Source organism: Paraburkholderia sp. 40 (assembly GCF_050434105.1).
Taxonomy (GTDB): domain Bacteria; phylum Pseudomonadota; class Gammaproteobacteria; order Burkholderiales; family Burkholderiaceae; genus Paraburkholderia; species Paraburkholderia tuberum.
Map to the genome: position 1 here is coordinate 4120132 of NZ_JBNPVY010000004.1, position 17488 is coordinate 4137619.

The following is a 17488-nucleotide window of genomic DNA, read 5'->3' on the forward strand; positions in this document are numbered from 1 at the left end:
CGGAGCGTTGATGCGCATAAATGAGCACACGCCACTGAGCCCTCATGCCTATACGCTTAAGGAAGGCACGGCGGTTGATGCGATGCTGATTGCCACACCGTGTTCGACGACGAACAAGGGCGGCGAGCGCGGCCCTGAGATGCATCAGACCAAGACCTGGCGCTTCGGCGCGACGTGCCGTATTGACGTGGACGCCGACTTGGGGCTGGCGCATACGGTCGTGGGCACGACGGCCAACGTTCGCAATGCGACGTAAACTCATGCACCGGTGCGGCGATGGTGCGCAGATCGCTGAATGACACCTCGCTTTGCTCATCGGCGCAAGGCGATTTCCGAGCGCGGCGCCAGGGGAGCCGCATTCAGCCGGATGGAACTCCAAGGAATGCTCCAAGGTGAAGCGTTAAGCAAACGTTTGCATATGTGCTTACGGCACATTGTTACGTTTCTGAAGGTTTGCGGTTGTAAGGATTTCCTGCTTGTTGAGCGGCGTCGGGATCGGCAGCGGGTGAAAGTGTCGGCGCCCATGTCCCCCTTGTAGCGCCATCGCTTGTATCAAACCCTCCTGTCGCAAGATCTCTGCGCGAATCGGGTCGAGCTGCGTTTTGTGTGGAAACTGCATTTCATCGGGACGTAATTACGGCATCGCTAAGCAACTGATTCCATTGGGTGCTTTGTGTCAGACTCTGTTGTTCGTTTACCTGAGTAAGTAGCATGCCCAAAGTCTGCTTTGCCTGTCAGTCATGAAGGCTTCGAAGGCATCGGCGCGGACCAGTTCTGGATTTATGAAATGTGAGCGAAGATGCTCGTCTAGCCGTCCACGCTCGATTGATGGCGATGTTGCGTTTCCTGATTCAAGCTTCGCGAGATACTCCGACGGTGCGACTCCACCGATAATCCGGCTGGTTCGATAGGACAATGGCGTCTTATTGATAATTGAATCGAACACGGCTGGTTTGATGTTGTGCGACTTGCACCAGTCCTGAGGAAAAATGTGGTGAATGTCGACGTTTTCACCGAAGAACACAATATGGTCGAATTCCTGACCCGAGCGGAAGTCCTGTGCACCCCTCTTCATCAACAGGGCATTTACCCCTTTGTATGCGGCTGACAGACGCATTCGCATCGTTTTCAATCTGTCGGCGCGGAAAATGGTCTCGCTTACCGTCGTCGGTTCCGGTCCACCGTTGAGCCACGCCGGGACCTCCAGGAAGTCTTGAGAAAAACGCGAATCGGCTGCCGAACCATAGAGCTCGCCGAAGACTCCATTCCAGTACCACCGCACCAGTTTTGCGCGGGTGGTGTCATGTTCCCAAGCGTTCCCGATGTCGGCGAGAATCGCCGCTAGCGGGACGATTTGCGACTGATAGGGAAGGTCGAACACGCGATAGACGTGCAGCATGTGCAGGAACTTTGCTGCGTGTACAAAGCCGGTCTCAACCTGTGCCTCATACTTCTTGTAGGCACTCAGTGGCAGGTTCAAGAGCGCTTGCCGGTTGCCGGTAACGGCGGGCAGGTCTCTTCCGGATTTTCCGGACCGCTCCGCTTCTCGTCGTTTCTCGCGAGTATGAAATAGCGAGATTGCCTGCAAGAAGTCTGTGTTCGTCACATCGGCAATGATGCCGGAGGTTGCGCCCGCTGGTCGCAATGTTTCTGCGAACCGGCCCTGGCGTCCCCTGACATTCTCGATACCGTATCTCTTTTCATAACTTTCACCATGGTTCACGCCCTTCTCGTAGGTCCACGCGTTTGAATCCACGAAGACCTCACGAATCTCACCGTATGCGCCATTTGGCGGAACAGTGGCGGCATCGAGAATAGTCCAGGCATAACCGTCCGATCGAAAATCGCGGCTGCACAAAGAAAAGCCCGCGCAAGGCGGGCCGGGGTGCGCAAATGCACAGCGAATCAGCGAATCGTGGTTCCTGCTTCAAGCGAGAGCCACGCTCAAATACCGCCCGGCGTTGCGACTCGCCTGCATGTTCGCCTGATACTCGGCGCCCAGTTCCTGTTGCGCGACACGCGCGGCGTCGAAGATGCGGCTGTCGATCTCGTCGATCTCTCTGAGCCGTGCCATAACCTCCTGCGGCGGCTGCGCGCCGAGCGCCGTCAAGAGCGGCGAGCGCTCGTCGGCGAGCTGCGCGGCGCGCTCCCAGTCGCCGACAGCGGCCGCCAGTTCGAGGTCTTTCGTCATCTGCCAGATGCGCTCGATCGTGGCTATGTTCTGCATGGTTCGCTCCGCGCCACGCTCAGCCCTTGTTCGTGGCAAGCGCGCCTGCGCTGTTGGTGCCACCGAACAGTTGCGTGAGGTACTGCGAGTTGTTGTTCATCGTTGCCATCAGCGTGTCGAGTGCGGTGAACTGCGCGGTGTACTGGCTGGTGAGCTGCGCCTGCCACGCCGTCAGCGTCGTCTGCTGGTTCGAGAGGCTCGTCAGGTCGCTGTTGATCGCGTCCGTACGGTTTTTAATGATGCCGGCGGACGAGGTGTAGTTCGTGATGCTGTCGTCCAGTTGCGCGGCGATGCCGGTGGTCGGATTGAACAGCGAGGCCACAGCCGACTGGTTGTTCTGCAGCGCATCGCTGAGCTTCGTGTCGTCGACCGACAGCGTGCCGTCCGACTGGAGCGTAACGCCGATCGCGGCAAGCGTCGTCTTCGTGGTGCCGCTGCCCACGCCGCTGCCCACGATCTTGGCGAGCTGGTTCTGGATCACACTCAACGTGGAATCGCCGAGCAGCACCCCCTGCGACGTCGAGCTCGCGTTGTACGCCGTCAACGAGCCCATCGTCGTGACGAGTGTGTTGTAGACGGTGACGAAATTGTCGATCGCCGACGACTCCGTGCTGGTGTCCTGCGCGACCGTGAGCGTCTGGGTGGTGCCGACCGCCGCTGACGTGAGATTCAGCGTCACGCCGGACAGGGCCGTCTTCACGGCGTTCGTGGAGCTGCTCACGCCGACGCCGCCGAGCGTGAAGTACGAATCCTGGGCGGCCTGCGTCTGGCTCCAGCCTGTGCCGGAGATGGTCGACTGGCTGGGGTTGATCGTGTTGCCGCTGCTGTCGGTACCGGTGAGGTCGCTCGCGCTGGATATCGACTTGCCGGCGGTGGTCGTTACCGCGAGCTTGTTCAGGTCGTCGGTCGAAGTCGAATCGCTGATCGCGATGCTGATGCCGCTCGACGCGCCGGTCGAGTTCGATTGCAGCACGAGGTGGGCGCCGTCCGAGCCGGTCACCACGGTCGCGGTCACGCCGGGATTGTCATTGGCCGAATTGATCGCCGAGGCAATGCCGGCAATCGTGCTGTTCGAGCTGTTCAGGGAAATCGTGCTGCTCTGGCCGTTGACCGTCAGGGTCATCGTGGCTGAGCCGGAAGCCAGGTTCGTGCTCGCGTTATAACCCGCCGAGGTGAGCACTTGCGAGGTGGCGACCTGCGCCACATTGAGCGAGTACGAACCCGCCACCGCGCCGGTCGCGGCTGTGGCGGTGACGCCGGTGCCGCTCAGGGTGGTCTTGAACGTATTGAGCGTGGCGCCGTCGCTGAGCGGCACGATGGCGGCCTGCAACGCGGACAGTCCCGCGGAGAGCGTGCCGTAGGCCGAAATCAGCGTGTTGTCCGCGGTCTGCTCGGCGGCGATGGTCGCGGCCTGGCCGGCCGTCTTGCTGTTGACGAGCGCCGTGACGAGCGAACTCGTGTCCATCGAGGAATTGGTCGAGCCGCTGATGATCGACTGGGCGGCTGCCTGCACCGACGCCTTGGCGGCAGCGGTCGTGGTGGCGACTGCGCTCGAGATCGCGGCAGTCGTGGATCCGGTTACGGTGGACATGAGGAGGCTCCGTGCGTCGGCAAGGCCGGTCAAAACGCTTGAATGCGCGATTTAATTCGCGATTTAATTCGCGGTGTAACGCTGGAAACGACAATCGGGAGGCAAGCCTCCCGACGGATTTGCGTCCGGCTCGCGATGCGCTGCGCGCCGGACACCTGCGGCCGGAAGCGCCTTACTGGAGGAGCTTCAGGATCTGCTGCGGCTGCGAGTTTGCTTGTGCCAGCACCGAGATACCGGCTTGTTGCAGAACCTGTGCCTTGCTCAGGTTAGCCGTTTCTGCCGCGAAGTTCGCGTCCTGGATCGACGACTGGGCGGTCGACAGGTCGGTCGATTGCGCTTGCTGCGTCGAGCCGATGGCGGTGAAGCGGTTTTGTGCTGCGCCGAGCGTAGCTTGCAGGTTGTTCAGCGTGGTCAGCGCGTTGTCGATCGACTCCATCGCTGCGCTTGCGCCGGTCTGGCTGCTGATGTCGATGCTCGCAACGTTCGTCGGCGTGTTGAGCGCGTCGATCGCCGCACCGGTGTTGGTGTTCGAAGCCGCGGTGAAGGACGTGGTGAGCGTAGCGGTGGAGCCGCCTACCGCCGTCGACATGTCGGTAGCAAGCTTCGTAGCAATCGCCGCGCCCTTGCCGGCAGCATTAGCGGCGGTGATGACGGCGTTGCCGTTGGCGTCGGCGGTCGTCACGCCGGCGCCGAGCACGGAAGAAGCGACGGCTTGGGTCAGCGCCTGGTTGTTCTGGTCCGTCAGCGTGTAACCGCCCTTGCCGTCGGCGATCACGTTGATGGCCGTGATCGCGGCGCCCGTAGCAACCGTTTGGCCGCTAGTGTTCAGCGACAGGTTGCCGAACGAACCGAGCGTGTTGCCTGCTTGCACATTGCCGGTGCCGAGCTTCGCAGCCGACATGTCTTGCGTCAGGTTCAGGCTGATCGACTGGCCGACGTTCGCGCCAACCTGGAACGACACGGTGCCCAGCGAACCGTTGAGCAGGTTCATGCCGTTGAACGTCGTCTGCGACGCGACACGGTTGACTTCCGAAATCTGTTGCGAGACTTCCTGCTGCAGGGCCGCGCGGTCGTCGCTGGTCATCGAGCCGTTCGCTGCTTGCGTGGCCAGCTGGCGGATACGCTGCAGGCTGCTCGTCAGCGAGGCGAGACCGCTCGATGCCGTTTGCACCATCGACGTGCCGTCGTTCGAGTTCGAGACGCCCTGGTTCAGACCGTTGATCTGGGTCTGCATGATGTTCGAGATCGCGAGGCCTGCTGCGTCGTCCGCTGCGCTGTTGATGCGTTTGCCCGACGACAGACGCGTGATCGCCTGCGACAGTGCGCTGCCCGAACCGGTCAGGTTCTGCTGCGAAATAAGCGAGTTGATGTTTGTATTGATTCCGAGCATTTCAATTCTCCGAGTAGGGCACGGGCCCGATCCCAAAAATGGCAGCGTGGTGTGTGTTGGCCGCCTTGTTTGGGATATCGGTCCCTACCGGGAAAACTTTAAGGGGAGAATCAATCAAGGGAGTCAAATGGCGCAAAAGGGGCTTCGGCGCGGGATTGACGGCGCATGTCCGGCATTGAATCTTGCATCTTGCTTTCAGGGGGGCTGCGCCTGGCTTCAAGGGCTGGTCATTGGCTTCATTGCGCATTTTTCAGCTATGACTTAGCTTGCGCGAACCCGGCGTTTGCGCATCTGCGGAATTAGGCGCGAAAAGCGTGCTTGTCTGCCGGATCAACATTCCGCAGCGGCCGCTACACTGCCCGATCGCCTAATTCAGCCGCCAGTCGTATGCCCATAGTCAGCATCCTCATTCCCGCGTTCAAGCCGGCATACCTGGCCAAGACTTTGGCGAGCGCCTGCGCTCAAAGCTTCACGGACATCGAAATCCTCGTCGGCGACGACACGCCGGACGGCATACTGCGCGAGATTGCCGATGGAGCGAACGATCCGCGGATTCGATATTTTCACCACGGATTTCAGGACGGCCTGCGCAACCAGGAGCAGTTGTGGGCGCAGGCTAACGGCCGGTACGTGAAGTGGCTCTACGACGACGATCTTTTGATGCCGACCTCGGTCGCCACGCTGGTTGCAGCGCTCGACAGTCATCCCGAATCGACCCTGGCCTTTCATCAGCGCGTTGTCATCGACTCCGACGACAAGGTGATCGACGTGCCAGCCGCACTGATCCAGCCCGGCGAGACGGCGCTCCTCGATCGCGCGTTTCTGATCGAGAACGTGGTGGTGACCGCCAACAACTTCCTCGGTGAACCAAGCAACGTCATGCTTGTGCGCGAGCGGGTCAACGTCGGCGCCATGATGAAGTACAGGGAACACGGATTCATCTATCTGACCGATGTCGCGATGTACCTGAACATGGCGGAGCAGGGGCCGGTCGTCCTGGCTGGCGGCTACCACAGTTGCTTTCGGCGGCACGCGACGCAAAACTCCGGCGTGGCGAACCCCTGGCTGGCGGCGGGCTTTTACGAATGGGAAATCATGGTGCGCGGCGAAGCGGCCGCTGGGACCATCGGCGCGGAGGCGCTCGGCAAGGCTCGCGAGCGGCTCGGCGAGGTTTACCGCTTTGCCATTGAACAGCGCGGCCTGTCTGGGCTTGAACCGTTGAAGCAGAGCCTGGACGAGCTGGGGCGCCTGCCGCCTCGCGAACTGCCCGCGTCTCGCCGGTTTCTCGACGGCATCGCCCACTCGCGCGCGGTGGCGGCGGCAAAGAACCGCAAGCGTGTGCGGCTCGTCTGCGCCACGCGGGGAGACCAGCAGCAGTTCATGGCCGAAACCGCGCTCGGCCGTTCGCTGCGGCTATACAGCTCCGCCATGCGTGAAGACGACGTGCAGATCAGGCTGACGATCAACAACACGCAAGGGCTGGCTGCGATCTACAACGCCGCGATCGAGGCGGCGGCCACTGATCCGGCGATCCTCGTCTTTATCCACGATGACGTTTGGCTTGCCGACTTTTTCTGGCAGGAACGCATCCACACGGCACTCGATCACTTCGATGTGGCCGGTATCGCTGGCAACACGCGCCGCGTGCCGGGGCAGCCGGCCTGGCATTCGACGACGCTCAGCTTTGAACAGGACGCGGAGCATCTGAGCGGAAGCGTTGGCCGCGGTCGGGGCATGCCCTGCGACGAAGTCGATCTGTTCGGACCATCGGAGCAAGAATGCAAGCTGCTCGACGGCTTGATGCTTGTCGCCGATAGCGAGACGCTGCTTGCCCGCGGTGTCCGGTTCGACGAACGTTTTGCGTTCGACTTCTACGATCTGGACTTCTGCCGGCAGGCCGAACTGGCTGGCCTGCGGATGGGAACGTGGGCGTTGAGCGTGATTCACGAGGGCGGGCGTCGGTACGGCACCGAGGCGTGGCTCGAAGGCTACATCCGGTATCTGCAGAAATACGGCGAAAAGGCGGGGCATGACATGCCGGTCGCGCAGGTTTATGCCAATGAGGCGTAGTGAGGGGGAAAAGCCCCTTAGTTCGCCGGACTGAAATGGCGGCGCGAGGGTCAAAATCTCGGGACCGACTTATCTCGATTACCCATGAAATCGCCCGGCCACACGCCCATCTATGTCACCCAGCCGTACATGCCACCGCTGGAGGACTTCATTCCCTATCTGGAAAAAATCTGGGACTCCAAGCGGCTGACCAATCATGGGCCGATGCACGAGCATCTCGAGAAAGCGCTCGCCGAGTATCTCGGCGTCGAGCACATCGCACTCTTTTCCAACGGCACACTGGCGCTGGTCACGGCCCTGCAAGCCTTGCGCATCACCGGCGAGGTCATCACGACGCCGTACTCCTTCATCGCCACGGCGCACTCCCTGCGCTGGAACGGCATCGAGCCGGTCTTCGTGGACATCGACCCGGTCACGCTCAATCTTGACCCAGCGAAGATCGAAGCGGCCATCACGCCCAAGACCACGGCTATCCTGCCCGTGCATTGCTATGGCAATCCCTGCAAGGTCGACGCCATTCAGAAGATCGCCGACATTTACAACCTGAAAGTCATATACGACGCCGCGCATGCCTTCGGTGTGGGCGACGAAGGCGGCAGCATCGTGCGGCACGGCGACCTCTCCGTATTGAGCTTTCACGCCACCAAAGTATTTACGACCTTCGAGGGCGGCGCCATCGTCTGCCCGGACAGGAAGACCAAAGAACGCATCGACAACCTGAAGAATTTCGGGATCGTCGACGAAACCACGGTCGTCGCACCGGGCATCAACGGCAAGATGGCTGAGGTCAATGCCGCCTTCGGCTTGCTGCAACTGCAACACATCGACAAGGCACTGGCGCGCCGCCGCGAGATCGGCGCGAAGTACGGTGAGCTGTTGAGAGACGTTCCGGGCATCGAATGCGTCCAGCAACGGGAGGGGAATGGCAGAAATTTTTCGTATTACCCGATCCTGGTCGGACAGGAATATCCGATCAGTCGGGACGCGCTTTTTGAGCGATTGCGGGACAAGGGAATTCATGGCCGCCGGTATTTCTATCCGCTGATCACCGAGTTCCCGATGTATCGCGGCATGTCTGGCGCTTCGCGCGGCAATCTGCCGGTGGCGACGAAGGTGGCAGCGGATGTGATCTGCCTGCCGATTTATCCGAACCTCACGAACGATGAGGTCGAGAGGATTGCTGCACTGATTGGAGATATTTGATGACTACCGAGTATGTAATGCCCAGCATCGAAAGCTTTATTGAAAATTTTCTGGTTGTCACCGATTTTCAGAATCCGGTGGAAGTGAAACCGGAGACGGAATTGAGCAGCCTGGAAGAATGGGATTCGCTGGCTGCGCTGGGCGTGATCGTGATGTTCGACACGGAGTTCGGCAAGGTGATCTCGGGTGACGACCTGAAGAAGTGCGCAACGATCACCGACCTCTACAAACTGCTCGGATAAGAACATGGCATTTTCCACTCTGCGCAATGTGCGTTTCGCAGGCATGGCGACCTGTGTGCCCAGACGTGTCTATGACAACGTCCTCGATGCTCCGCCGCAAATCCGTTCGGAGCGCGAGCGCCTGGTGCGCAATATCGGCATCAAGACGCGACGCCTTTGCCCGGAGTGGCAATGCTTTTCCGACCTCGCTTTCGATGCAGCGGAGAAGTTGCTCGCTGAGTTGGAGTGGGCACGTGAAGAGATCGATGCGCTAGTTGTCGTGACGCAGTCGCCGGACTACCTGATTCCATCGACAGCGATCATCCTGCAGGATCGCCTGAAGCTGTCGCAGGCGACGATTGCCTATGACGTGAACCTCGGCTGCTCCGGCTATCCCTTTGGCTTGCATCTGCTGGGTAGCATGATTGCCGCTGGCGCTATCAAGAAGGCGTTGCTGCTGATCGGGGATCGTTCGGGCAATCTTCGCGATCCTTTGTTCTCCGATGCCGGCACGGCAACGGCACTCGAATTCGATGAGAAAGCGCCGCCGATGCACTTCGACCTCAACAGCGACGGTAGCGGTTACAAGGCCATCTGCTTGCCGGTCGGCGGACATCGGGAGCCGGTTGGTATTCACCATTTGATCCCCACTCGCGACGAAGGCGGTTTTTTTCATTCAGGACTGGACCTGACGCTTGATGGTCCAGCCGTGCTGAGTTTTTCCACGCAGCGTGTGCCGCCTGCCGTAGAAAGCATTCTGGAAAAAACCGGCACGAGCAAGGACGACATCGACTATTTCGTCTTTCATCAGGCCAACAAGATGATCAACGAAACCATCCGCAAGAAGCTGGGCTTGCCGGTGGAGAAAGTGCCTTCCACCTTGCTGGATTTCGGCAATACCAGCGGCGCATCCTTGCCGGTGACGATGACGGCCCGTTTGCACGAGGTGCTGGGCAAAGCCCGGCATCGCTTGCTATTGAGCGGCTTCGGTATTGGCCTGTCGTGGGGCACGGTCATTATGGATATTGAAGGCGCCAAGTTTCCGGCATTGATCGAGTCATGAGTATGGAAAACCCGTTCTCGCTTTCCGGGAAGCGCATCCTGGTCACAGGGGCTTCATCCGGCATCGGTCGCCAGATCGCGATTTCCTGTTCACAGATGGGCGCGCAGGTCGTTATCACGGGCCGCGACCGCGAACGTTTGAAGCAGACGCTAGAGATGCTCGATAAATCGGCATCGGCAGGACATCAAGCAGTTCAAGCCGAACTGACGGATGCGGCTGAGAGGGAGATGTTAGTCGCTGCGCTCGGCGGCGTTGCGCTGAATGGAGTCGTACATAGCGCGGGTATCTCGCGTTTGAGTCCGGTGCGAATGTTTACCGAGGCACATTTGCGCGAACTGCATTCCATTAATGTCGAAGCCCCCATGCTGCTGAGTCAGGCTTTGCTCAAGCGTAATTTAGTGGCTGCGGATGGCTCCCTCGTGTTTATGGCATCGATTGCAGCGCATATTGGTGTCGCGGGAGTCGCAGCATATTCCGGCACCAAGGCCGCATTGATTGCCATGATGCGTTGTCTTGCTATGGAAGTCGTTAAGCGCCGTATTCGCGCCAATTGTCTTTCACCAGCGCTCGTGGAAACGCCCATGCTTGACAGCCCCGGGGTTATGGTGGGGTTGCTAGAGAAGGAGCAAGGCAACTACCCGCTCGGCTTCGGCAAGCCCGAAGATGTGGCCAATGCCGCTGTTTTCCTGTTGTCGAACGCCAGCCGCTGGATCACCGGCACGACGCTGGTGATGGATGGCGGCTTGACGATCAGCTGATATGTCGAACTCTCCTCGCCACCTGTTGATTGTTGGGGCCGGAGGTTTCGGTCGCGAAGTACTGAGCTACATCGAGGACGACAATCCTTTATTCGAGGTGAAAGGCTTCCTCGATGGCCGTGCCGGTGCGCTCGATGCAACGCCACGCGACGTGCCGATCGTCGGCGATCCGCTGACGTACCAGCCATTGCCGAATGAGGTCTTCATGGCTGCGCTCGGCGATCCGCAGCAGCGTTTCAAGTACACCGCTACGCTCCGTGACGTTCATGATGTCGATTTCGCGACCGTCGTGCATCCGCGTGCAAATGTGAGTAAGCACGCAAATCTGGCACATGGTTGCATCATCGGCCCAGGCGTAGGCCTCTCGGTCGATACGCACGTCGGTGCCTTTACCTGCATCCAGGAATACACGGTCGTCGGTCACGATGCGCGTATCGGCGAGTGGTGCCAGATTAACAGCCATTGCACGATTGCCGGCGGCGCCCGTATCGGCAACTTTGTCACGATTCATCCCAACTGCGTGATTACCAGTCGTGCCGTCATTGGAGACGGTGTCACCGTTGCGCCGGGCAGTGTTGTCATCGGACGGATTCCGGCCGGTATCACGGTCCTGGGCAATCCGGCCAAACGTTTTTCTTTCCGCTGATTTTATGCCGACTCAACAGATTCCGCCCCGAGCTTACGTCGATTCTGCCCATCACGAAAACGAGCTGAATGGTTTGTTTCGTCAGTCGTGGATTTTCGTTGGCCTGAAACTGGAACTGCAGGGCAACGTGCATCAAGGCATGCGCCTGGGGAATACGGAGATCGTTCTGCAATGCGACGAAATGGGCAAGCCGCGCGCTTTTCTGAACGTGTGCTCGCATCGTCATGCCCGTTTGTGCGAGCCCGGGACTCATCGCGGGTTCGTGCGCTGCCCGTACCACAGTTGGGTGTACGACAAATGCGGCGTTCCTCTTAGCATTCCCCAGAAGCAGGCATTTCCTCAAGTAGTCGCGGAGCCGAAGAAGTTCCGACTGCATGAGTTTGCTTGCGACACGGCAGGACAATTCATCTTTGTGCGCCTGTCGGAGGAGGGGCCGAGTCTGCGCGACTATCTCGGTTCGCAATATGTCTTCCTCGAAAATGCAAGCGAAGGCATGGACACGGTGCTGGATGAATTCCGCGAAGATGTCGCGGCCAACTGGAAAGTCGTCATCGAAAACGCCCTGGAGGGCTATCACGTCCCCTCGGTGCATTCCGGCACATTCATGGAGGTCGACGGGATGAGTCGCGAAAAAGAAGCTCCGCGCTTTTTCTTCGACGACGCCCGACACAGTCACCTGGAGCACGATGCCAACGCCGATTGGGTCGCTCGTTTCAAGCGCATGGAATCCAGAATCGGCCGCTGGCCGTGGCCTTTCGAGCATTACACGCACCATCACATTTTTCCGAACCTGACCGTGACGTCCTTCATGGGCTATAGCTTTCACGTGCAGCGTTTCGATCCGACCTCCGTGGAGACCACGACGGTACATTCGCGCACGCTCGGCGTGAAATTCGAAGGAAGCACGGAGGCCGGGAAAAAAATGATGGAACACATCTACGCAGATGGGCACGCTTTCACGAGGAAGGTGTTTGCGGAAGATGGCGGGATTTGTGCCAAGGTGCAGGCGGGTGTGCGCAATGCGACGAAGCTGGCTGTTCTCGGCGAGGGAATCGAAGACCGTGTTCGTCATTTTCACCATGCCTATGTTGCAGCCCAACCAATCGAAGGACAGAAATGAGTGCCGTTGATATCGCAGGAAAATCTGCGGAAGAATCGTTTTATCGTGCGTTGGAGCAATATCGGGAAGATGCAGCGTGCTTTGTCCCCGACAATGCACGCAAGGTGATTGGGAAATACGGCAAGGCGACGAAATATGTCGTGCTTGGCACGAAAGATTTCGGCGCACAGTTTATTGCCGCGCTTGGCGAAAAGGGAACGGCGCTGCATGTCGTGGATGATTTCAAATGTCATCGCGGCGAGCAGTTTTGGGGCGTGGATATTATTTCCACCGACGTGTTCCTCGAACTGGTAAAGAAAGACCCATCCATCGTTGCGATCAATTCCTGCCGCTACGATCATTCCAAGCGCTTTTTCGACGACCTTTGCCGTCGCCATGACATTCCCTGTCTGAATTTTGAGCAGGCGGTGCGTGTGCTCGATTTGAATTCTTCGCTCGACTATCGCGTCGCGGATTGGGGGCGAGTCATTGCAGACCGTGCCGACGGGTTCGCTGCTTTGTCGAAACGACTTGCGGACAGCTACTCGCAAGAAACGCTTTGGCGCGTCCTCACCTTTCATCTGACGTGCGACCCGGAGTGGTATCTGAACGTCGCCAGACAATATTGCACCTTGTATTTCCGTTCCGGACTGTTGTCTTTTACCGAGCACGAAAAATTCGTCGATTGCGGTGCCTCCATCGCGGAATCCACGACAGGCTTGATCGGCACGACAAAGGGCAAGTTCGATCGTGCGTGGATGATTGAGCCGGATCACATCAACATCAAGACGCTCCGGCAATTCCTGCGGCGGTATGCAGGCACGGAACTGGAACGCAAGATCAGTCTGCATCCTTATGCCGTCGGCGAGAGTCGGGCGCAGGTGCCGTTCAATCATGTGGGTGGCCACGGCGGTTCCATTCTTCCTGGCGGCGATGAGAAGCCCTCGGGTATGGTCGAGCTTCGTCCCGTCGATGAGATCATCGATGACGTTCCCACCTTCATCAAAATGGACATCGAAGGTTTCGAGCTGCCGGCTCTCAAGGGAAGCATCAAGTCGATTCAGGCCGGACATCCGAAGATGGCGATTTCGGCTTACCACCGCGCTACGGATTTGCTGGATCTCCCTGCGTTCGTGGATTCCATCGAGCCGGGTTACCGGATCGGCCTGCGTCACCACACGGAAGACCGGTGGGACACTTGCCTGTACTTTTACTGAGCCGGCGAAGGAAAAGCATGGCAATCAGTAATATTTTTATCGCCGGCATGGACAAGTGCGGTACGACTGCACTGTCCCAATGGATGGTCGATAACGATCTGGCCGAAGACAGGGTGCCGGGAATCAAGGAACCTGCGCTGTATGTCAACGATGAACCGCATCCCGGCAAATTCCGCGTTTCAGCAGGGCGCCCGTTGCTAGACGCCACGGTAGCTTATTCCAAGAGCGCCGATTACGTCCGATTATTGCCCGAGCACGAGACCAGGATTGTCATTTGCTGGCGTAATCAGCTCGATCGGTCATGGTCGTTGTACAAGATGCTGAAGGTCTTTGAAAGAAGCGGTGCGGAACTCGATAGCTATTTTCATTCGTTCTGGAAGAGAGTGGGGGCGGAGGAATTCAGGCGCCAGACCTTTTTCGAGGTTATCGAGCATTATTTCCCACGGCGTCTTCACGACGTGTTCAGGCGATACGTCGAAAAGGAAATGGAGCATATCCGCACCCATAGCTTTGTCGAGCGCGTCGAATACGAAATGAGTTTTTATCTCTCGCGGCAGCAATGGCCGTTCTGCTCCGTGCTTGCCGGTGGGTTTTATTACCGCCCAATCCGCATGCTGCTGGAAAAGTATCTGCCGCAGGACATCGCGGTGATCTCGGTCAATCAGCTTGCCGACCAGGATCGACGCCGCCATTTCGTTCGCGAGGTGTTCGAGAAGGAAATCGAAACTCCTGACGTGCCTCTGTCTTTCTCTAATGAAAACATCGAGCTGGAAGAACCCAAACCGGATTTCCACGACAGGAAGTTCGACACGCTGCGCGCGTGTTTTCGCTACGACCTGGAACAGGCTCGTGAGCTGGTCAAAACGACATTGTTCGGAGACAGTCTTCTTGACCATGCCGGACTGGATCGCTATTTCACTGAACAGACAACATAAATGACGAACGCTTCCCTATCCTTGCGCGAGCGGTTGCTGCGCGCCTTTGCCGACGATACGGCGCCCGCACGCGCCGCTGCCAGTCTGAAGGGCGTGGCGCTGGTCGTCTTCGGTCCCGGCTCATTCCTCGCATCGATTCATCTGCCGGGCTTGCTCGCGCGCGGGGCGAACCTGGTGTTGGCTGTGGACGACTGGTCCCGCACGGAGGAAGTCTCCGGCATCCCTGTGTGCACATCGGCGCAATTACCCGCGGAACTGGCGCGGCGGGTGCCAACAGGCACGGAGGTCAAGGCCGTCGATTTCACGCAGAGCCGCTATGGGCAGGCCCGTTTCCGCGCGCTGGCCAGGCACTTGGGCATGCCGATTCACGGCCTTGTGGAATTGCTTGCGGCGTACGATTGCCCCGGTGTTTACGAGCCTGTCTTGCAGTATCGTGCGCGAACCCGGGAACGTGCCGATGACTGGCTTGCATTCGCCGAGCGGCTCGAAGACGAGCGGAGCCGCGAAACCTTATATGCCGTGCTGCTGCAGCGCCTGGAATTCGATTGCCGTGCGCTGGATTCAGTCATGGCCAGTCCGCACGACGAATATTTTGGCGTCGGTCGCGCACACAGCGAAACATTCACGATCGGCACCAGGGAGCACTTCGTAGATTGCGGTGCGCATACCGGCACGGTTGTCGCCAAGTTGTTGGGCGCGACCGACTGGAACGTGGCAACTGTGCATGCGTTCGAGCCGGATGCGCAAAACTATGAGGGATTGAACAAGCTGATGCCCTATCCGTTGCCTTTCATGCACACGCACCGCTGTGCGGTATCCGACCGTAGCGAGACGTTGCGTTTCCACCAGACCGGCACGATGGGCAGTCATGTCAGTTCCAGCGGAGGGGTCGAGGTGCCTTGCGTGAAGCTCGACGACGTGGTCGAAGACGCCACCTTCATCAAGATGGATGTCGAGGGTTTCGAGGCGCGCGCCTTGCGCGGCGCAGCGCAGCTGATCGCCCGTGCGAAACCGAGAATGACGATTGCCTCTTACCACTATGCGAACGATCTGCTCGACGTGGCCGATACGCTGCGCGAAATCGTCCCTGGGCATCGCCTGCGCTTGCGTCATCACTACAGCTTCTTCTACGACAGCATCATCTACGCTTCGCCACGCGATGATTGGGCACCGCTGACACGGGCCGAATAGGACGCAGTCGATATGGCTCTTGAATCGAAGCTTCCACCGCAATGCTTCTCTGATCCGGCAATCTTTGCAGCCGAGCAGTCCATCCTGTTCGAGCGAACCTGGCAATTTGCATGCTTGCGGACTGACGTACGTGACGACAAGGACTTTGTGACTGGCAACATCGGCTCACAGCCTTTCGTGTTGCAGAACTTTCGCGGCCGTCTGGCTGCATTGCATAACGTGTGCTCGCATCGCGCGGCACCGTTGCAGCCAACGGAGCGCGGTAATCGCGGCCTGCATTGTCCGTATCACGGATGGGTCTATGATCCATCCGGCGTGCCGGTTGGCATTCCGCACAACGAGACGTTCTATCCCATCAGTGTGGAGGAGGCCAAATGTCTGGCTGCGAAGTCCTTTTCCCATACAGCGTTGGGAAACATGGTGTTCGTCTCGGCCGCGCCGGATGCTCCCTTGTCTTCGCAGTTGGGAGAGCACACCGATTTGCTGGCGAATATCGGCAACGCGCTCGACGACATCAGCTTCCGCACCCGTATCCATGCCGCGTGTAACTGGAAATTCCTGATGCATAACGGCTATGACGACATTCATGCGCAGTTTGTGCACCCGTTGTCGTCGCTGGATACGCGAGATTATATTGGCGCGGAATGGCTGTCTCATCCTTTCGACAGCGATGTTGAAAGCATTCCAGCTGGTTACGGTAAACGGCATGCGTTGCTCAAGGTGATGATGACGCAAGCGGCGCAGGCGCGTAATGCTGCGATATTCAACGGCTGTCTTGCGAATAGAGAGTTTGCGTTCGATCACTACATGCATCTTGTCCTCTGGCCCAACGTCATCATTACTTCTGTGCAGGGGCTTTGGTACAACATCGTGCGTTATCGTCCAACCTCCGAGTCCTCGACGGAAATCGACGTGTCGGTTGTTCCGGGGCGTCAGAAAGATGGTCAGTCCAGAGTCACGCCGGACATTCTCTATCACCTGGCGCTTAGCGGCTTGCGAGTCTTCAACGAGGATATTGAGGCTGTCGAATCCAGCCAACGCGGCATTGCGTCGGTCCGGCGACATGCCGTATTGGGCGAACGCGAAGACAAGATAATCAATTTTGATAGCGCCTACGTCGCGGCCATGACGCTGGCCGGTATCGAAATCGGCGCATAACCGGGATACGGGAACGCTATTTCATGAGTCGCAAGATCGTCGTTTTTGGCATTAGCCCCTTCTCCCGGATGGTTTGTTCGTTGTTTGCGGACAGCGGTGCGGATACGGTTGTACGTACGGCACATCAGCGTTTCATTCCGCAAGACGAACATGGCGATTTGCCTTTCGTGCCGTTCGAGACATTGCCGCAGAGCCATCCGCCACATGAGTATGAGGTGTTCGTTGCGTTGGAACATGCACGGCAGAACATAGCGCGCGCCGAGATCGCCGAAACTGCCAGACAGCAGGGCTATCGGCTTGCTTCGTATGTCAGTCCTTCGGCACAGCTCGGTGCGCGTGTTGTCATTGGCGAGCACAGTCTGGTTCTCGAAGGTGCCATCGCGCAATACGATGTGCGTATTGGTAACAACGTCATCGTCGGGGCCAGGTGCTTTTTCGGTCAGGGTACCGAAATCGGTGAGAACGCCTACTTCGGCTCTGCCGTATTCGTCGATCGTTTTTCAAAGATCGGCCGCCATTGCACTATCGGTAGCCAGGTACGTATTGCCGAATCGGTCAAGGTTCCGGCCTGGTCGTATCTCAAGGCGTTTGAAGATGTTCATTCTTCATTGACGGAACCTGTTTTCATCCATGAGGCACTTCGGGCTTCAGGTCGCATTGTTGATCGTCGGCTTGCAGCGGGAAAGGAGGGGATCTGATTCGGGCCTCGCATATGGCGC

The 17488-nt window shown here is 58.6% G+C and carries 16 protein-coding genes and 1 pseudogene; 13 read left to right on the forward strand and 4 right to left on the reverse strand.

Annotation, left to right across the window (positions count from 1 at the left end; genetic code table 11):
- Positions 1-52 precede the first annotated feature (52 nt).
- A pseudogene (locus OKW28_RS40960) lies at positions 53-253 on the forward strand (IS5/IS1182 family transposase); the annotation flags it as partial.
- Between the two features lie 441 nt (positions 254-694).
- On the opposite strand, the gene OKW28_RS40965 reads toward OKW28_RS40960, so the two are convergent.
- From OKW28_RS40965 to OKW28_RS40980, 4 genes are all read right to left on the reverse strand, one after another.
- The gene (locus OKW28_RS40965) at positions 695-1756 is read right to left on the reverse strand and encodes a hypothetical protein (protein WP_429453869.1); all 1062 of its coding nucleotides are present in this window, start codon (positions 1754-1756) and stop codon (positions 695-697) included.
- A 171-nt stretch (positions 1757-1927) separates the two neighbouring features.
- On the reverse strand, positions 1928-2227 hold the full coding sequence (locus OKW28_RS40970) for a flagellar protein FliT (protein WP_429453871.1): 300 nt from the start codon (positions 2225-2227) through the stop codon (positions 1928-1930).
- Positions 2228-2246: 19 nt separating this feature from the next.
- Complete coding sequence (gene fliD / locus OKW28_RS40975) at positions 2247-3818, reverse strand: flagellar filament capping protein FliD (RefSeq protein WP_429453873.1); 1572 nt, start codon at positions 3816-3818, stop codon at positions 2247-2249.
- A 172-nt stretch (positions 3819-3990) separates the two neighbouring features.
- The gene (locus OKW28_RS40980) at positions 3991-5208 is read right to left on the reverse strand and encodes a flagellin (protein WP_429453875.1); all 1218 of its coding nucleotides are present in this window, start codon (positions 5206-5208) and stop codon (positions 3991-3993) included.
- A 387-nt stretch (positions 5209-5595) separates the two neighbouring features.
- On the opposite strand from OKW28_RS40980, the gene OKW28_RS40985 reads away from it, so the two are divergent.
- The 12 genes from OKW28_RS40985 to OKW28_RS41040 all read left to right on the forward strand — a co-directional run bounded on the left by OKW28_RS40985 (position 5596) and on the right by OKW28_RS41040 (position 17467).
- A complete protein-coding gene (locus OKW28_RS40985) occupies positions 5596-7278 on the forward strand; it encodes a glycosyltransferase (protein WP_429453877.1) in 1683 nt (560 codons plus the stop codon).
- Positions 7279-7362: 84 nt separating this feature from the next.
- Entirely contained in the window at positions 7363-8481 is a 1119-nt protein-coding gene (locus OKW28_RS40990; protein WP_429453879.1) for a DegT/DnrJ/EryC1/StrS family aminotransferase, read from the forward strand.
- Between the two features lie 17 nt (positions 8482-8498).
- Complete coding sequence (locus OKW28_RS40995) at positions 8499-8723, forward strand: acyl carrier protein (protein WP_018418810.1); 225 nt, start codon at positions 8499-8501, stop codon at positions 8721-8723.
- 4 nt (positions 8724-8727) lie between these two features.
- A complete protein-coding gene (locus OKW28_RS41000) occupies positions 8728-9765 on the forward strand; it encodes a ketoacyl-ACP synthase III (RefSeq protein ID WP_429453881.1) in 1038 nt (345 codons plus the stop codon).
- Between the two features lie 2 nt (positions 9766-9767).
- Positions 9768-10523: an SDR family NAD(P)-dependent oxidoreductase gene (locus OKW28_RS41005; protein WP_429453883.1), complete on the forward strand. Its 756-nt coding sequence runs from the start codon at positions 9768-9770 to the stop codon at positions 10521-10523.
- A 1-nt stretch (position 10524) separates the two neighbouring features.
- Positions 10525-11169, forward strand: a complete 645-nt coding sequence (locus tag OKW28_RS41010) for an acetyltransferase (RefSeq protein WP_429453885.1) — start codon at positions 10525-10527, stop codon at positions 11167-11169.
- Positions 11170-11173: 4 nt separating this feature from the next.
- Positions 11174-12289, forward strand: coding sequence for an aromatic ring-hydroxylating oxygenase subunit alpha (locus OKW28_RS41015; RefSeq protein WP_429453887.1), 1116 nt, complete (start codon positions 11174-11176; stop codon positions 12287-12289).
- Positions 12286-13485: an FkbM family methyltransferase gene (locus OKW28_RS41020; protein WP_429453889.1), complete on the forward strand. Its 1200-nt coding sequence runs from the start codon at positions 12286-12288 to the stop codon at positions 13483-13485. Before OKW28_RS41015 ends, OKW28_RS41020 begins: the two co-directional genes overlap by 4 nt.
- A gap of 17 nt (positions 13486-13502) precedes the next feature.
- Positions 13503-14420 carry a sulfotransferase domain-containing protein gene (locus tag OKW28_RS41025; protein WP_429453891.1) on the forward strand — a complete coding sequence of 306 codons (918 nt, stop codon included), beginning with the start codon at positions 13503-13505 and terminating at the stop codon, positions 14418-14420.
- Entirely contained in the window at positions 14421-15611 is a 1191-nt protein-coding gene (locus OKW28_RS41030; RefSeq protein ID WP_429453893.1) for an FkbM family methyltransferase, read from the forward strand.
- 12 nt (positions 15612-15623) lie between these two features.
- Complete coding sequence (locus OKW28_RS41035) at positions 15624-16769, forward strand: aromatic ring-hydroxylating oxygenase subunit alpha (protein ID WP_429453895.1); 1146 nt, start codon at positions 15624-15626, stop codon at positions 16767-16769.
- Positions 16770-16792: 23 nt separating this feature from the next.
- Complete coding sequence (locus OKW28_RS41040; protein ID WP_429453897.1) at positions 16793-17467, forward strand: DapH/DapD/GlmU-related protein; 675 nt, start codon at positions 16793-16795, stop codon at positions 17465-17467.
- Positions 17468-17488 lie beyond the last annotated feature (21 nt).

Excerpts from the sequence above, each read along its gene's own strand:
- OKW28_RS40970 (WP_429453871.1), bottom strand. The coding sequence starts at position 2,227 with ATGCAGAACATAGCCACGATCGAGCGCATCTGGCAGATGACGAAAGAC.
- fliD (WP_429453873.1), bottom strand. The coding sequence starts at position 3,818 with ATGTCCACCGTAACCGGATCCACGACTGCCGCGATCTCGAGCGCAGTC.
- OKW28_RS40980 (WP_429453875.1), bottom strand. The coding sequence starts at position 5,208 with ATGCTCGGAATCAATACAAACATCAACTCGCTTATTTCGCAGCAGAAC.
- OKW28_RS40985 (WP_429453877.1), top strand. The coding sequence starts at position 5,596 with ATGCCCATAGTCAGCATCCTCATTCCCGCGTTCAAGCCGGCATACCTG.
- OKW28_RS40990 (WP_429453879.1), top strand. The coding sequence starts at position 7,363 with ATGAAATCGCCCGGCCACACGCCCATCTATGTCACCCAGCCGTACATG.
- OKW28_RS40995 (WP_018418810.1), top strand. The coding sequence starts at position 8,499 with ATGCCCAGCATCGAAAGCTTTATTGAAAATTTTCTGGTTGTCACCGAT.
- OKW28_RS41000 (WP_429453881.1), top strand. The coding sequence starts at position 8,728 with ATGGCATTTTCCACTCTGCGCAATGTGCGTTTCGCAGGCATGGCGACC.
- OKW28_RS41005 (WP_429453883.1), top strand. The coding sequence starts at position 9,768 with ATGGAAAACCCGTTCTCGCTTTCCGGGAAGCGCATCCTGGTCACAGGG.
- OKW28_RS41010 (WP_429453885.1), top strand. The coding sequence starts at position 10,525 with ATGTCGAACTCTCCTCGCCACCTGTTGATTGTTGGGGCCGGAGGTTTC.
- OKW28_RS41015 (WP_429453887.1), top strand. The coding sequence starts at position 11,174 with ATGCCGACTCAACAGATTCCGCCCCGAGCTTACGTCGATTCTGCCCAT.
- OKW28_RS41020 (WP_429453889.1), top strand. The coding sequence starts at position 12,286 with ATGAGTGCCGTTGATATCGCAGGAAAATCTGCGGAAGAATCGTTTTAT.
- OKW28_RS41025 (WP_429453891.1), top strand. The coding sequence starts at position 13,503 with ATGGCAATCAGTAATATTTTTATCGCCGGCATGGACAAGTGCGGTACG.
- OKW28_RS41030 (WP_429453893.1), top strand. The coding sequence starts at position 14,421 with ATGACGAACGCTTCCCTATCCTTGCGCGAGCGGTTGCTGCGCGCCTTT.
- OKW28_RS41035 (WP_429453895.1), top strand. The coding sequence starts at position 15,624 with ATGGCTCTTGAATCGAAGCTTCCACCGCAATGCTTCTCTGATCCGGCA.
- OKW28_RS41040 (WP_429453897.1), top strand. The coding sequence starts at position 16,793 with ATGAGTCGCAAGATCGTCGTTTTTGGCATTAGCCCCTTCTCCCGGATG.